This window comes from Metabacillus sp. B2-18 (assembly GCF_021117275.1).
In the GTDB taxonomy this organism is placed as follows: domain Bacteria; phylum Bacillota; class Bacilli; order Bacillales; family Bacillaceae; genus Metabacillus.
Window position 1 is genome coordinate 4169698 of the sequence record NZ_CP088245.1, and the last position, 16818, is coordinate 4186515.

The following is a 16818-nucleotide window of genomic DNA, read 5'->3' on the forward strand; positions in this document are numbered from 1 at the left end:
GTTTCTGTCTCGATTCATCTACTATCGGGACCCATTTTCTCTGCTCGCTTTGGTTTCTGTCCCGATTCCCCCACTATCTAGACACAACTTGACTGCTCTCTCTATTTTCTGTCCCGATTCCCCCACTATCGGGACCCATTTTCTCTGCTCGCTTAGATTTCTGTCTCGATTCATCTACTATCGGGACCCATTTTCTCTGCTCGCTTTGGTTTCTGTCCCGATTCCCCCACTATCTAGACACAACTTGACTGCTCTCTCTATTTTCTGTCCCGATTCTGTAAATGTCAAGCTAACGATGTACAATTTTGATCATTTAAGAATGTATAAAATTAATCATCATCTTCTTTTGCTAAGTGATCTTTAATTCTGTAAGATGGACCAACAATGTTGACGACTGTGGCGTGGTGTAATACACGATCCAATATTGCATTTGCTAATTTAGAATCCTGGAACACCGCATCCCACTCTTTAAAGCTAATATTTGTAGTTAAGATTGTACTTTTCTTTTCATATCTCAAATCAATTAGCTGAAAGAATAGTTTTGCATCTTCTTTGTCAATTGGAAGGTAACCAATTTCATCAATAATTAGTAATTTATATTTCCCATAGTGCTTTAATCGAGACTCTAAGCGATTTTCTAGCTTTGCCTTTTTCAAGTTTAAGATAAGTTCATTACATTTAATAAAATAGGTACTTGTTCGTTTTTTGGCTGCAGCGATTCCAATCGAAGTCGCTAAGTGAGTTTTGCCAACACCACTAGTCCCCATAAAGATAATATTCTGTTTATCTTCGATAAAACGCAGAGAAAGAAAATCAAGAATTTGTTGTTTATTTATCGTTGGTTGAAAATCAAAGTTAAACTCATTTATCTCTTTACGGTGGGGAAATGCCCCCACCTTAACCATTGAATTTATCATTGTTTTCTCACGAACATCTATTTCATAGTTCGTTAATTTCATCAATGTGTCAACGAGAGATAATTCATTCTTGGTACTAAAATCAATGGTATCGTTAAGATGAGTAATCATCTGTTTTAAGTTTAAATATTCCAAATTACTTACTAATTGTTGATAACTACTATTCAATTTTATACACCTCATCCATTGCCAGTAGATTCTTTTTAGCTAGCTCATCAATATCAGGATAGTCTGGCATTCCCCGTGACAATACGTCTGTATAATGTTCTTCCTTATAATTCAGTACCTTATTACTGATTCGATGTTGAGCGATCAAATCCGTGTTATAATATACATGTATGTGATCGTCATAGACTTGTAAACCAACGGTTTTCCCTTTGTATTCAGCTGGTACTGAATACTGGTTTGATTTGTACGTAATCATGCTCGCAGGGTTAACCTTTACAAGCTTGTGTTTGATCTTATAAGAGTCTCTTATTTCTTTCCTTGGTAGGGGGAGTAAGTGACTCTTTTCTTGTTTTAAAGCAAGTATTGGAATCTTTCTATTTCCTTGATTAAAACTTTGATTATGGCGTTCACAAAGCTTTTGAACAAATTGGTGAAGTCCTTCGTAAGTGAATTTCCCCTGATAAGCATGAATCTCATCTAAGAGCTTCATAATACTCTCTACTTTCCCTTTTGTCCTTGGCCTTCCTGCAATACAAGGTTTGATTTCAAATCCACTATCACTGGCAAACTGTTCAAATCGTTCATTAACCACTCCTTTTGAATACTCTGTTCTATGTTCATCCATTACTGTTTTCATATTGTCCGTTAAAATGATCTTTGGTACTCCACCAATTGCTTCAAAGCACTCCATCAAAAAGGACATTAATATACTTTGTGATTTGGACATGGTTAAACCATAAGACTTAAACCTTGAATTTCCTAACACCAACACTCCTACATTAACGTGTATAATCTCCCCATCACACGTTATGTATTTTATGTTCTCCTTCCAGTCGAATTGAGCCTGTTCCCCCGGAGGGGTTTCATAACGAACAACAGATTGTGTTGCTTGAGTTCTTTTACCATCGGTAAAATATGCTTGGAACTCAGGTTTGTTTGATATGTATCGTCGGAAAGATGACTGGGAACAGTTCAAACTATGGTTATCCTTTAAGTACTCCCAAAGAACTCTCTTGTAGTAAAAAGTTTGTATTGAATCCTTTGAGAGTAGGTCTGATATAACTTCATATAACTCATCTATTCTAGATTTTCTATTACGGGTTTTACTTGGCCCCTTTCCATTTAAATATCGATCCACAGTCCTCCGATCTACTCCCAATTCTCGCCCTATCTTACTTTTATTTATTTTCATGTTTAAGCTCTCCATTAGAAATTTTAACTTTGGTAAATCTTCTAGACTTTTTACTTCTATCTCTGTCGTTAAATCTAGCTGTACATGCATTCTCTCCACCTCAAACTAAGTATGCATGTACATCACAAAACTGTACATTCTTATGTAATCATCTTTGTTCATTTTTAAATTAGCATTTATACCGATTCCCCCACTATCGGGACCCATTTTCTCTGCTCGCTTTGGTTTCTGTCTCGATTCTGCCACTATCAAGACTTATTTTCTCTTCCCGCTCTGCTTTCTGTCCCGATTCTGCCACTATCGAGACTCTTTTTCTCTTCCCGCTCTGCTTTCTGTCCCGATTCTGCCACTATCGAGACTCTTTTTCTCTTCCCGCTCAGTCAAGTCCAGAATATTGTGTAAATTTAATACAATGTTTTCAACTACTACATTTGGATATGTGTATTATCCCCTACATTTTTTTTTGCGTAAATTCCATGGGCTTTCACTTACATATCCAGGGAAGGCTGTCAAAGGTTCCTCACTTTGACAGTCTTTCCTGGATATGTGATCATTCCATAATGGAAGCTACGAAAAAATTAGCATCTTCTTATAGATTTTGTAGAGTAAACAGATTCTTGGTATTCCATTAAAACAGCTCCTACTAAACGAAAAGCAGATTGTGTGTTTGGGAAGATACGAATAACTCTTTCTCTTCTTCGTACTTCTTGATTTAATCGTTCAAGAGAGTTCGTACTTCGTATATGAGGGCGCATATTCACTGGATGATTCATATATTGAATGGTATCTTCGAACCCTTCATCGAAAATAGTAAGAGCCTTTTCGTACTTTGGATTATTTCCAAATTGAGTCATCAGTTCATTCTTAAAGGTTCTGATATCTTCAACAGTGATTGCCTCAAACACACGCTTGATCATCATACGAATATCAGCTGAATCCTTTTTGGGCAACTTTTCAATAATGTTCCTTTTAAAATGAACATTACACCTTTGCCAGCTAGTACCTAAAAATTCACGTTGTATGGCTTTTTGTAAGCCTTGGTGAGCATCTGATATCACTAGTTTCGGAGACTGAAGTCCTCGTGATTTTAGCTGTTGAAGGAAGCGACTCCAACTCTCGTAATTCTCTGCATGATCAATACTTAGACCAAGTATTTCACGCTGGCCCTTATCTGTAATAGCTGTGGCAATATAAACAGCCTTTGAGACCACCTTATGGTGTTCTCTCACTTTGATATACATGGCATCTACAAAAAGATAGGGATAATATTTGACGTTTAAAGGACGCTTTGCCCAATCATTTACGATTGGATCTAATTTCAAGGTCAATGAAGAAACAAACGATTTTGAGACAGATTTACCACATAGCTGTTCAACTATTTGTGTTACCTTGCGTGTTGAGACCCCATTAATAACCATTTCCAACATGGAGATCACTAAAGCTTGATCACATCTAGCATATTTTTCAAAAACTGTAGTCGAAAACTCACCATCACGAGTTCTCGGCACCTTGAGTTGTATCTTGCCGATACTCATAATTAATTCACGTTCATAGTAGCCGTTGCGATAGTCACGACGGGCTGCAGAGCGTTCATAAGAAGCAGCATGTAGATAATCATCTCTCTCTTTTTCCATAAACTCATTTAAGACCAAAACAATTGCTGATTTAACTACTGCATCAATATCAGAATTTAATACAGAATCTTTTAAAACTTCCAAATCTAGGTTAAACTGTAACTGGGTCATCTTATTCCTCTTTTCATGTTTATCGTAGCTGAAAACATTGTAGCCAAGAGTGAATAAAATGAACCCTTTTTCTTTTTACACAATTATACGGACTTAATCTCCCGCTCTGCTTTCTGTCCCGATTCTGCCACTATCGAGACTCTTTTTCTCTTCCCGCTCTGTTTTCTGTCCCGATTCTGCCACTATCGAAACTCATTTTCTCTTCCCGCTCTGCTTTCTGTCCCGATTCTGCCACTATCGAGACTCAATTAACTGCTCGCTTCTGCTTTCTGTCCCGATTCTGCCACTATCGAGACTCAATTAACTGCTCGCTTCTGCTTTCTGTCTCGATTCTGCCACTATCGAGACTCAATTAACTGCTCGCTTCTGCTTTCTGTCTCGATTCTGCCACTATCGAGACTCAATTAACTGCTCGCTTCTGATTTCTGTCCCGATTCTGCCACTATCGAGACTCAATTAACTGCTCGCTTCTGTTTTCTGTCCCGATTCACTCATTTTCTCTCCCCACTTCGATTTTTGTTCCGATTCTCTCTGTTTCGAGACGCAATTTATTTAGAACAATTCCTGTCCCCATAGAGACTGTAAGCAATACTAGTCCTATACAAACAAAGCCCCCTTTTTAAAACAAAAGGGGGCTTTTCACGTACATTATTTATCCTCTAACACCTTAATAAATTCTCTCATATAGTCCGGCAGATCAGGTGGGCGACGACTTGACACTAGGTGACCGTCGACAACAACAGGTTCATCAAGCCACTTGGCACCGGCATTTTCCATATCATCACGGATTCCAGGTGTGCTTGTCACAGTTTTTCCGTTCAAAATCTTCGCAGAGATCAATACCCAGCCAGCATGACAGATTTGACCAATTGGTTTTTGATTTTCTTCCATATGCTGAACAATCTCGATTACTTCCTTAAAGCGTCGAAGCTTATCAGGAGCCCAACCACCTGGAACGAGTAATGCGTCATAGTCGTTCGGATTAATATCTTGAAATTGAAAATCAGAAGTAGCCGTAACTCCGTATTTTCCTTTATAAGTAAAGTTTGCATCTTCACCTGCTAAATGAACCGTGGCTCCTTCTTCACGTAATCGATGAATTGGGTACCAAAGCTCCAAGTCCTCAAAATCTTCATGAACAAAGCTTAGTATTTTTTTACCTGAAAATCTCATATACTTCTCCCTCCTTATTCATAGTTTCACAATACCTTAACAATCCAAATAAAACAAATGATTAAACTAGACATCCATTTCGATCAACAAGCTTGCTGTATGTTGATCTGTAATTAACACATTTGCATATTTCCCTTTTAGTGCTCCGTATATAGCTTCCAGCTTTTTGGATCCACCCGCAACCAATATCGATTTCTCTTTTTTGGCTAATTCATGGAGTTCGATACCGATCGTTCGATTGTTTAGACTTTCTACACAAATCTCACCATTCTTATCAAAAAATCTAGAACAAATTTCTCCAGCTGCTCTAGACTGAATTAAATGTTGATCTTCCTTTGATAGATACTCAGCTTGTAAAAGAACAGAATCTACAACAGGTGTTCCAACACTAAATATGGCGATATTCGCCTGTTGACCAAGGTTGAGAATTTTATGAATATGTCGATCTGCTTCAATTGCTTGCTTCACCACAATATGATCAACAATTGCTGGTAACGGTAACAAAAAGGTTTGAGTATTATAAGCTTCTCCAAACAAATGAATGATTTCTGACGCATATGTCTTTGTCTCTGAATGGCTAACCCCACCATTCAGCTGAACGATTGTTGTATGGCTTAAGGGTCTTTGCTTCAGCCTTGTTGCGACTTCATAAATTGTCGTACCCCACGAAGTTGCAATCACATCATAATCTTTTACAATTTTGTTTAGATAGTCAGCTGCAACCTCACCTAGCTGTTTTTTTATATTTGTATTGTCATGTTCAGACATAGAGACAACAATCACTTCTTTTAGGCCGAACTTTTCTCTTAATCGTTCCGTCAATTGTTCACCTGCCTCAACAGGATTATGGATGGTAATCTCAACAATTCCGGAATCCTTGGCTTGTTTAAGCAATCTGGAAACAGTTGGTCTGGAAACGTCTAATTTTTTTGCAATTTCTTGCTGACTATAATCTAATTGATAGTAAAGTCTAGCAGCTTCAATGATTTTATTAAGCTTATCTCTTTCCATTTTCTGCACCTAATTAATTAGACTTTTTTTCTTGCGATAATAACATACAAGAGGCTGACATCCATTTCCGTCAGTCAGCCTCTTAATGTTCTATATTATTCTTGGATTAACTTTTTCACACGCGCTACTACGTTTTCAACTGTAAAGCCGTATTCAGCTAGAATACGTTTCTCAGGAGCTGAAGCACCAAATGTATTGATTGCTAAGATATCTCCTTCATCTCCAGTGTAACGATCCCATCCAAGTGGAGAAGCCATTTCAATTGCAAGGCGTTTCTTCACTTCTTTTGGAAGAACAGAACGCTTGTATTCCTGAGTTTGTGCTTCGAAGCGATCCCAAGCTGGCATACTCACAACAGCTGCTTCAATACCTTCTTGAGCTAATACTTGTTGTGCTTCTATTGCTAAACCAACCTCAGAACCTGATGCTAGTAAAAGAACATCTGCTGTTTCTTTACTAGCTGGTGAGATCACATATGCTCCTTTTTTCACACCTTCATAAGCTGTTTCGTTCGTACCCTTAATTGTTTTTAAGTTTTGACGAGTTAATACAAGTGCAGTTGGAGTAGATGTTGACTCAATTGCAGTTTTCCAAGCTGCTGCTGTTTCATTTCCATCAGCTGGACGTACAACAGAAAGATTAGGCATTGCACGTAATGATGGAAGCTGCTCGATTGGCTCATGTGTAGGGCCATCTTCACCAACAGCAATACTGTCATGTGTAAACACATATGTTACTGGTAAGTTCATAAGAGCTGCAAGACGAATTGCTGGACGTAGGTAATCTGAGAATACAAAGAATGTCCCACCGAACACATGAAGGCCACCATGTAACGCCATACCATTTAATGCAGCACCCATTGCAAATTCACGAACACCGAACCAGATGTTGCGACCGCTGTAATCTTCGCTTGTGAAGTCACCGCTACCACTAATTGTTGTTTTGTTAGAACCTGCTAAGTCTGCTGAACCACCAAAGAATGATGGAAGACCTTGTGCAATCCCATTTAATACTTCACCAGAAGAAGCACGAGATGCCAGGCTAGAACCTTCTTCGTATACTGGAATGTGTTGATCCCAACCTTCTGGAAGCTCACCGCTTACTGCATGTTTGAATTGTTTTCCTAACTCAGGAAACTCTTTTTCATATGCTGCTACTAAAGAATTCCACTCTTCTTCTTTCGCTTTTCCAGCTTCATGGACAGTTTTGTTAAAGTGGTCATAAACTTCACCTGGAACATGGAAGTCCTCTTCAAATGTCCAGTCGTATGCTGCTTTCGTTAATTTAATTTCATCCGCACCTAGTGGAGAACCGTGAGAAGCTGATTTACCTGATTTGTTTGGTGAACCAAAACCGATCGTTGTTTTTACTTCGATTAATGTTGGGCGATTTAAATCTTGTTTCGCTTGTTCAATTGCTGCTGAAATTTCGTTCAAGTCATTTCCGTTTTCAACGCGAATAACTTGCCAGCCTTGTGCTGTGAAACGTTGTTCAACATTTTCAGAGAATGAGCGATCAAGGTCACCATCTAATGAAATATCGTTTGAATCATATAATACAACTAGACGACCTAGTTTTAAGTGAGCTGCTAATGATGCTGCTTCAGAAGAAATACCTTCCATTAAGTCTCCATCACCACAGATAGCGTAAGTATAGTGATCCACTACATTATATGAAGGCTTGTTGTAAGTTTCTGCTAAATGACGCTCAGCCATTGCCATACCTACTGCCATTGCAATCCCTTGTCCAAGTGGACCTGTTGTTGCATCTACACCTGGTGTGTGACCAAACTCAGGATGTCCTGGAGTTTTGCTTCCCCATTGTCTAAATTCTTTTAAATCGTCCATTGTTACATCATAACCTGTTAAGTGAAGAAGGCTGTAAAGTAACATAGAGCCATGCCCTGCTGAAAGAACAAAACGATCTCTGTTAAACCAGCTTGGGTTTGATGGATTTACATTCATAAATTTTGTCCATAATGTGTAAGCCATAGGAGCTGCCCCCATTGGCATTCCTGGATGTCCTGAATTTGCCTTTTCAATTGCGTCAATTGACAAAGTACGGATTGTTTCAATTGATAACTTTTCTGTTTGTGTTAATTCACTCATTTTATTCCCTCCGATTGTTTCAATTCACTTAAAATGACTTTATTATCTTGGATGAGTAATTGACCTGATTTGTGATTTGACCTAACCCATTCTACAACTGATCTTTTTAATTGATTAGCAAGAAGTCGATCAACGGCAGTAGGATAAGGCCCGCCACATTGTGACTCATCGATCACAACAGCCTTCCAATCAAGATCAAACTCTTCAAAATGCTTTCCTAATTCCATTGGGTCTACAGAGCTATCCATGACAAAAAAGGTGTATCCTTCTTTATTTGCTTCCTTGTATCTAATATGCAGCTTTAAGCGATTTACCACATCATTGTTCACTTGATCTACAACCTCAGCATCAACTGCCAATGCTGTGTCATTTACTAACTTTGTTGACTCAAATCCAGGAATTTGAACATTAAAGACGCGAACCTTTCCATACGATAATGAACTAGCTGTATCCCTAACACTTTCAATGCTTTCAACAATTGAATTTAATGCTGTATCATAACCTAATGTAGCTTGTGAACCACTAACATTATTATAATAACTAACAGGTACTAGCAGTAGTTTAGATGAAAAATGGTCCAAATTAGCTTTTGTGTCCCCTAATAAAATAACCTGATCAAGCTCAGATAATTCACTTGCAATCTTATCTAGCTGTTCGTTCCATATATTAATAGAAAATCGATTCAACCTATACCGATTAAAGCCAAATGTATGAAGTGAATTTCTGTCAAATTCAGTTTGTTGTATCTTATTTGTTGAAGAATCCCATTCAATGCCGTAAACCTTGTTCCCTTGAATAGATGCTTCTTCTACTAGGGTACGAACGATCTCTGTTGCACCTGCTGAAGCACAACCAAAATGAACTACACCTATTTTCATTATCGTTACCCCTTCTCAAGAAATTTCGTTCAACTCATAATGAACATTTGTAACAATGACTAGTATACACGAAATAGTTGTAAAGATAAATATATAAAACACTAAATTATTAGAAATTTTACTTTTTCCATATTGTAAAAGCTTTACAATGTGTTGAATTCTTAACCCTACAAAAACAATAAAAAAACCGACCTCTCTGTTTAATCTACGGTCGGTTTCTTTTCATTTATAGGAAGTGTGATGATAAATGAGGTTTTATTCTTGTATGACTCACAATATATCGTTCCATTATGCTTTTCAATCAGAGATTTACACACATATAATCCGATTCCTGTTCCTAGACTCTTAGTAGTATAAAAGGGCTCAAAGATTGCTTCTTTTGTTTCTTCCGGGATTTCTGGTCCGTTATTTGTAATATTAAACAGAATAGACCCTTGCTTTGCTTCACTTTTAATACATAGTTTACGATCAATTGAGTTATTATGTTTTAAAGCATCTATTGAATTTAAGATTATATTGACTAATACTTGTTTGATTTCATCTTTTACTGCAACAATTGTACAGGTAGGATCTATTGTCATTGATAACTTCACATCACCATCGACAATGCTGGGATAAAGAAACGCTGTGATTTCATCGAAAAGCTTCTTAACCAATATTTCTTCTTTATTCTTATCAGCTACTTCCAGCTTAGATGCATGCAAGAATTGAGTGATTCTAAATTTTAACTGATCAAGTTCATGCTCTATTGTGTCCATATACTTTAAAGCGGGATTTTCATTTTTTAACAACTTTACAAAGCCCATAACTGATGTAAGGGGATTTCGAAATTCATGTACAAAGCTAGAGGACATTTGCCCAAGCAGGGATAACCGGTCTTTATGAGATTGATTAACAAACACCATTTTCTCTTTTATTTCAATATCTTTTAATTCAGTATATCTAGTAACAGCATGATAACAATAACGATCAAAATGATCATTTATTCTGTTAATAATTGGCTGTAAATCGTCAATTGAAATTCCAGATTTAATAATATACTTTATAACCGTGCTTCTCCCAACATTTACATTGTAAACAAATTCACCAATATTACTCTTACTAAGGACCCGTTCCTTCGCCACTTTATAGGCTAACTCTTTTATCTCTTCATCTTTGATAGAGCTTTTCAATGATTTTTTCACCAATAAGTACATTTGATGCCCGTTCCCACTCACTCTATCTTTAAAAATATCATCTTCGCGTAAAATGATGCTTTCTTTCCATAATGATAAAAAGTCCTCTTCTGTTTCCTCTAGAAACTTAATTAATTTCTCTTCAACAGAATGAATCGATCCAGACATTGAGTTCAATATTTATCACCGCTTTCAATGAGTCAAAGGCCTATATAAAAAATTAGACAAAAAACGATAAAAACCCTTTCTTTTTTCAAGAAAATATTATTATTTTTTAAAAATTTATCGATTAATATTGATTTTAATTCAATTATATAATAATCCAAAGGGAAATTAGCCTTATCCTATCAATAGGTCATTTGCATGAAATTTTAAGTGATTATTATTCTCATTGTACAAAAAAGAGCATCGAATAATTTCCATGCTCTGCGTTTATATATTTATTTAACTTCTAATAACCCATACTTTTTCCTGAACCTCTGGAGAATCTTCATCCAGCCTGTTGCAAAAAGTAGCAAGAAAAACACATTTGAGATAGCATGGGCTAAATCAAAATATAAGCTTGCTCCATAATACGCCAAAAACTCCACTAGTTTTATATCATCGCCAAGACTAACAAAATACCATAGATTCATCATCCATCCGAATAATATCCCTGTTATAAATCCAAAGATTGCCCTTCCGATCGGTGACACTTGTATCCATGTCCCGCGTAAGAATCCAGCACATAACCCTATCATCCCCCAGGCATACATTTGCCAGGGAGTCCATGGTCCCTGACCCAAAAATAGGTTCGATACAAGGGCAGCAAGTGCACCAACAACAAACCCACTTTCTGCTCCGAAAACGAACCCTGTAACAATGATCACAAACGTTGTTGGCTGCACACTTGGAATAGAGGCAAACGGAACACGGCTAACCGCAGCAATGGCTGCAAGAATGGCTAAAATAACAAGCTCCCTTCCCATAACCTTTCTTCGTTCAAAACGAATCATAAAAGGAAGGAATGTACCGAGCATAAATAGCACACTAACAAGAAGAAATTGCTTCTCCGCAATGAGTGTTCCACAGAGTAGAATGAAGGTGATGATTAAGACAGAAATCAATAGTATTATTTTTGGACGTGCCAAGACAATCGAGCCTCCTCAACCGTTAAGACATCAGGAATATGACTGCCTCTTGTCATTCGATTTACGACCGTTGTATAAAATGCATTTCCTTGAAAAAAACGCTTAGAAGGGGCTTCTGTTGTAATAGCCCCTTGAAACATCATTGCACATCTTGTTGAATAACTTGCCGCAAATTCAATATCATGTGTAACCATTACAATCGTTAAACCTTGTTTTTGAAGTTCTTTTAACAGCTCTCCGAATTGCTGCTTAGAATCTGGATCAAGACCTTTCGTTGGTTCATCCACAAGAAGCAAAGAAGGCTGTGGCAACAGCACCCCAGCTAGGGCTGCCTTTTGCATTTCCCCGCCACTAACGTCATATGGATGCCGCTTTAAAAGATGCTCTAATTTAAAAAGATCGAGCAACTCTTGTATCCTTTCTTCTCCAGCATTCACATGATGATAGTGAATAATCTCTTTTAACTCATCTTCAATCGTATCTTGTAGAAAAAACAACTTAGGGTTTTGTGGGAGAAAGCCTATTTCATTAGAAAGTTGTTTTTTCACTTTTTTACCTTTGTAATAAATTGAACCTCTTTGTGTTCTAGCTAAGCCTGCCATCACCTTTAAGAGCGTAGATTTTCCAGTACCATTAGCCCCGACTATCGTTAGCCATTCCCCTTCATATACGTTTAGTGACAAGTCATTTAATATTTTGTTCGTACCCTTCGAATATTGGAAGTCAAGGTGCTTTACCTGTAAAAGTACATTTTGGTAGGTTATTTTCTCTGTGATTTTATTTGTAACCTTAACTTGCAAGTTATTTAACCATTTCTTCCCTTCCTTAACAGACAGGGGAATCAAACTAGAATGTTTTTCAGAGCTTTGATCTAAAAATAATCTTGCAGGACTTGGTAAGTAATTGTACATCGCATGATTCTTATCTAGTCCAAGCCTTTGAATAACTCTACGCGGGTGATCAAAGTAAAGTATTTCACCTTTATCCAACACCATTGCTCGGTCGGCAATCGCAAAGAGCTCTTCTAACCGATGCTCAGCAATAATAATCGTGATGCCAAATTCTTCATTCATCGTTTGAAGCATTCCGATAAACTCTCTTGCTGCAACAGGATCTAATTGAGACGTTGGCTCATCAAGTAACAATACCTTTGGCTCCATTAACAGAACAGCCGCTAAGTTTACAAGTTGCTTTTGTCCTCCAGAAAGCTCATATGTTTTCTTATCAAGTAAACCTTCTAATCCGAAGAAATGGACAATCTCTGCTACTCGCTTTCTCATCTCTTCTGTTGATGCTCCCATATTTTCAAGGCCAAAAATAAGTTCTTCTAAAACCTTGTCCATAACGATTTGATTTTCAGGGTCTTGAAAAACCATGCCGATACTTTTTGCTACTTCTTCTGCTTCAATAGTTAAAAGGGGGTTATTCTCTAAAAAGAACTCTCCTTTTTTTTCTCCATGTGGAGCAATCTCTCTCTTAATAAGCCGAAGTAAAGTGGATTTTCCACTTCCAGATGAACCACAAAGAACAATAAATTCCCCCTGTTCAACTGAAAATGAAACGTCCTTTAATACATGCTGTTTTTCATCAGGATAAGTAAAGCTTATATTTTTTGCTTCCAAAAATGCCATCGAACTGTTTCCCTCCCCTCAATAAATAGTGGGATGGCAAGATATAGAGTGAAAACACCAAGATAAAACCATTCTCTGCCTTGAATAACTGGTGATTCTAAGATAGGATAGATGCTTAACACCCCATCTCCCAGCCACCAGCCTGCTACTGCTACACTTCCTATTAATAATAACGTAAACAGTACAAGCCAATCTTGGACCTTCATTTTAAAAGGCGTATATTTGCTTCTTTTTTTAAGACCATACCCACGTGCTGCCATAGAATCTGCTGTTTGAATTGCTTCCTCTAAAGACCATGTTAATAAAATTTGTATAAGTAAAATACCGTTCTTTGCACGAGTTCGAATTTTCCCCTCTGAAACAGACAAACCCTTCCCTTTTTGTACCGATTCTATTTCTCTTAATCTTCGTTTTAACAATGGCACAAATCTCATAGAAAGCATCGTTAGTAAAGCCCATTGAGGAAGGATCCTAGAAAAAAGAAATAAAAACTTTTCAGCTGTGATCACAAGGTTATATGAAGCAAATAAAACCAATAGCGTAAAGATTGATAATGCTAAAATCACTCCCTGTATAATTGCCTCTAACATGACAGGGTTATGATATAAATAAAATAGGATATGAGTTCCTCTTCGATTGATTAAAGGGTTAATAATCAGAAAGAAAATAGATAGAAAAAACATCATAACAAGCCAGCTTCTTAGTGTTTTCCCCCTATCAAGCTGCAAATGAAAAAGAATGAACAAAAGAGCTGCAACAAATAAAAACACCGGATGCTTATAAAGCATTACCAGTGCTGCTGCGCCCACATAATAAAAAAAACTAACGAAAGGATGAAAGCTATGAATTCCTTTATTCATGATCAATTAATCCTCATTATAATTTGTTGTATAGATCCACTGAACAGTATCACCATTAGTGACTGTTATAACACCTGCACTTCGGTTTAACGTTGAACCATTTCTTTTTACAGTCCAGCCACTAAATTGACCTCGGTCGAATTCAAATAAATTATCAATACCCTCCACATACGCAGATGAACCGCTTCCTGTTACGCTAACAGGTATACCTTTTTGTTTTAAGATAGTTAATGTTACATCCAAAACTGTATTTCCTTCACTCATCACAACCTTTGTAGCAGGAAGAATTGTTCCTTTTTCACTATCACCTGCAATTGAGATGGTAACCGCCTGCTTTGGTTCTTCCTTTTTCGGTGGTGGAGTGGTTGATTGTTCTTTTGTAGCAGTAGTTGTATCTTGTTTCGTTGATTCATTTGTAGCTTTTTTAGTTGGTGTTTCAGTCTTTTGAGTAGTGCTTTGTGTTTTTTCTGTTACTTTCTTTTCAGAAGTGTTTGTTGTATTAGTTGTTGTACTAGAAGACTTGCTTTGTGATGATGATGTAGAAGATGGTTCTTTTGTTTCTTCTTTTTTATCTTCTTCAACAGCAGCCGTTGTTTCTTCTGTAGTTATCTCTTGTGTTTGCACTCCTTGTTTATCTTCCGATTCGACTTCTCTTGTAGAATCAGCTATTTGTTCAGCTTCTTGATCACTCGTATCGTTTGACTGTGTTTCCTCACTTGTTTCTTCATTTAATACCGGTGATACTTCGTCTTTTTCACATGCTGCAGTAAAGAATAAAATTGTCGAGAACACAATCAGCAGAAAGGTTTTCATTTTTGACAAAGCGTTACACCTCCAATAGTTTTTCTGATACGATCATCCATAAATGGGAAACGCCCCTCCAAATGGAGAGGGCATTTCATTTTGTTATTGTTGTTGTCTTTTTCTAACATACAAACTAGTTATTCCGATAATAAGTAAAGCAAGACCAATTAATGCCATGTTATAACTTTGGGTAGCAGTATTTGGTAGAGGATAACCCTTGGTTTTTGCTGGTGGATCATTTTTAGTCGTACTAACATTTTCAGATGTATCTTTTTCAACATCTTCCTTCACTACAACAGGGGTTTCATTGTTGTCAGCAGGAGTCTCTGTGTTTTTCTTTTCAAGAGTTAAGCTATACAAAGATCCTTTTCCATTTAAAAATAATTGATACGCAACGATTCCTCTATAGCCTTGATCTGTTGTAAATAAGTCACTAGTGTCTCCACCTTGCCAGTCAAAGCCACCATCATCATTTTGGTAGGAAAGCAGAAAATCGATTAAACTAACACCGTCTTTTGAAAACTGATCACTATGTGAATCAATTGATAATGCCGATAACGCAATAACTACTTGTGCAGCTGTTGAGCTGTTATCAATTTTTGAATTTTTGTATTGAGCTGATAAATAATTTACAGCTTCGTCTACCGCACTCTTCACATCAGCATTTGATTCAACATACGGAGCAAGTGCAGTTAATACCATAGCCGTTGTATCACTGTCACTCGTTGCTTCACCACTCCATGTCCAGCCACCATCACCGTTTTGATTTTTCAGCAATTCATTGACCAATGCTTCTCGCGTCCATTTTGCTGAAGATGGAACTTCAAAGTTAGCACTATCTAATGCAATAAGAGCATAAGCTACCCCATTTAGTCCCTGCTTTGTTACATTTCCATTATAGATAGCTTGAACAAGATTATATCCTTCAATATTTGTTGGATCTTCACCTGCTGCTAAAACGCCCAATGTAAGTCGCTCATAATCTGTTATTTTTGAAAAACTTCCTTGACGTTCAGTTAATTGTTTTTTCAAGTTTTCTAGATAACTAGCCGGCAATGTCTTTCCTGCCTTATTCAAAGCCACTGCCTGCCAGTCTCCAACCTCTTGTTTTAAAACATACTGACTAGCTGCATTTATAGCATTCTTAAGGGCAGCTTGATCAAACTCTTCAACTGGCTCTTGTTCCTCTTCAGGTTGCTGCTCTTCCTCTGTAGGTTCTTCAGCTGGTGTTTCCCAAGATTCATATTTTAACGTTACTTTATCAGCTTTTTTAAGCGCGTAACTGTCAACCCCAACTGATGCCATCTCATCATTTACATAAAATGCCCAATAATAAGTACCTTCAGCAGCTAATCCTCCGATACTTGTAATCATCACGCCATATTCAGATGTTTCATATTCAATGTTTTCTTGTCCGTAACCAATCTGTAATAAATCGAATGCAGTTGGTTGATCAATGTATGCAATTGATGAAGGCTCCGGTAAAATCACATGATCTTTATCACCAATTATTTGCAGTGACACACTATTTTCAGAAGGCTTTGTCCAATCCGTATAACGAAAACTTAACTCGTCACCCTCTTGTACAACATAACTGTCTGCGCCAACTTGTGCTTGAACACCATTAACATAAAAAGCCCAATAATATGGATCCTTTGCTTCTAATCCGTTTATTTCAGTAATAAATACCCCGTATTCAGACTCACTGTATTTAACTTGGCTCTCGCCAACAGCTTGAACGAGTACATCAAATGCAGTTGCATCCTCTGCAAATGTATAGTTTGTTTCATCTAATAATAGTTCATTGTTATTTCCAACAACTGATATTGTTTCCCCTTCTGCAGCAAATACAGTTGTCTGAAAAGTGCTAACGAATAAGGTAGAAACTAAAAGGACAGATAATATAATATGTTTTACTTTGTTGAACAACGTGTTCTCTCCTATCTATAAAAATTTATTGAGGCAAAAAAAATCCTCTATGTAGGAGGATTGCAGTCGTTAAGAAAAAAATGTCCAATAATTGACT

The 16818-nt window shown here is 37.2% G+C and carries 13 protein-coding genes; all 13 read right to left on the bottom strand.

From position 1 onward, the window contains the following. Positions 1–329: 329 nt before the first annotated feature. The 13 genes from istB to LPC09_RS21280 all read right to left on the bottom strand — a co-directional run bounded on the left by istB (position 330) and on the right by LPC09_RS21280 (position 16721). On the bottom strand, positions 330–1085 hold the full coding sequence (gene istB, locus LPC09_RS21220) for an IS21-like element helper ATPase IstB (RefSeq protein ID WP_212138677.1): 756 nt from the start codon (positions 1083–1085) through the stop codon (positions 330–332). Then, entirely contained in the window at positions 1078–2367 is a 1290-nt protein-coding gene (gene istA / locus LPC09_RS21225) for an IS21 family transposase (protein ID WP_231308217.1), read from the bottom strand. The genes istB and istA overlap by 8 nt, the downstream gene beginning before the upstream one ends. A 488-nt stretch (positions 2368–2855) precedes the next feature. Next, positions 2856–4022 (bottom strand): IS256 family transposase, encoded by a 1167-nt coding sequence (locus LPC09_RS21230; protein ID WP_098798984.1) that lies wholly within the window; start codon positions 4020–4022, stop codon positions 2856–2858. A gap of 648 nt (positions 4023–4670) precedes the next feature. Beyond that, positions 4671–5195 carry a type 1 glutamine amidotransferase domain-containing protein gene (locus LPC09_RS21235; protein WP_231308218.1) on the bottom strand — a complete coding sequence of 175 codons (525 nt, stop codon included), beginning with the start codon at positions 5193–5195 and terminating at the stop codon, positions 4671–4673. A gap of 66 nt (positions 5196–5261) precedes the next feature. After that, on the bottom strand, positions 5262–6206 hold the full coding sequence (locus tag LPC09_RS21240; protein ID WP_098799089.1) for a DNA-binding transcriptional repressor DeoR: 945 nt from the start codon (positions 6204–6206) through the stop codon (positions 5262–5264). Positions 6207–6301: 95 nt separating this feature from the next. Further along, positions 6302–8314: a transketolase gene (gene tkt / locus LPC09_RS21245; protein WP_231308219.1), complete on the bottom strand. Its 2013-nt coding sequence runs from the start codon at positions 8312–8314 to the stop codon at positions 6302–6304. Continuing rightward, positions 8311–9192 (bottom strand): 6-phosphofructokinase, encoded by an 882-nt coding sequence (locus LPC09_RS21250; protein WP_231308220.1) that lies wholly within the window; start codon positions 9190–9192, stop codon positions 8311–8313. Before LPC09_RS21250 ends, tkt begins: the two co-directional genes overlap by 4 nt. A 200-nt stretch (positions 9193–9392) precedes the next feature. Further along, on the bottom strand, positions 9393–10535 hold the full coding sequence (locus LPC09_RS21255) for a histidine kinase N-terminal domain-containing protein (protein ID WP_176551199.1): 1143 nt from the start codon (positions 10533–10535) through the stop codon (positions 9393–9395). A 272-nt stretch (positions 10536–10807) separates the two neighbouring features. Beyond that, positions 10808–11497, bottom strand: coding sequence for an ECF transporter S component (locus tag LPC09_RS21260; protein WP_231308221.1), 690 nt, complete (start codon positions 11495–11497; stop codon positions 10808–10810). After that, positions 11479–13128: an ABC transporter ATP-binding protein gene (locus LPC09_RS21265; RefSeq protein WP_098799086.1), complete on the bottom strand. Its 1650-nt coding sequence runs from the start codon at positions 13126–13128 to the stop codon at positions 11479–11481. Before LPC09_RS21265 ends, LPC09_RS21260 begins: the two co-directional genes overlap by 19 nt. Beyond that, positions 13101–13988, bottom strand: a complete 888-nt coding sequence (locus LPC09_RS21270) for an energy-coupling factor transporter transmembrane component T (RefSeq protein ID WP_098799093.1) — start codon at positions 13986–13988, stop codon at positions 13101–13103. Before LPC09_RS21270 ends, LPC09_RS21265 begins: the two co-directional genes overlap by 28 nt. 6 nt (positions 13989–13994) lie before the next feature. Then, positions 13995–14801 carry a DUF4430 domain-containing protein gene (locus tag LPC09_RS21275; protein ID WP_231309793.1) on the bottom strand — a complete coding sequence of 269 codons (807 nt, stop codon included), beginning with the start codon at positions 14799–14801 and terminating at the stop codon, positions 13995–13997. A gap of 93 nt (positions 14802–14894) precedes the next feature. Continuing rightward, the gene (locus tag LPC09_RS21280; protein WP_098799084.1) at positions 14895–16721 is read right to left on the bottom strand and encodes a DUF4430 domain-containing protein; all 1827 of its coding nucleotides are present in this window, start codon (positions 16719–16721) and stop codon (positions 14895–14897) included. Positions 16722–16818: the final 97 nt, after the last annotated feature.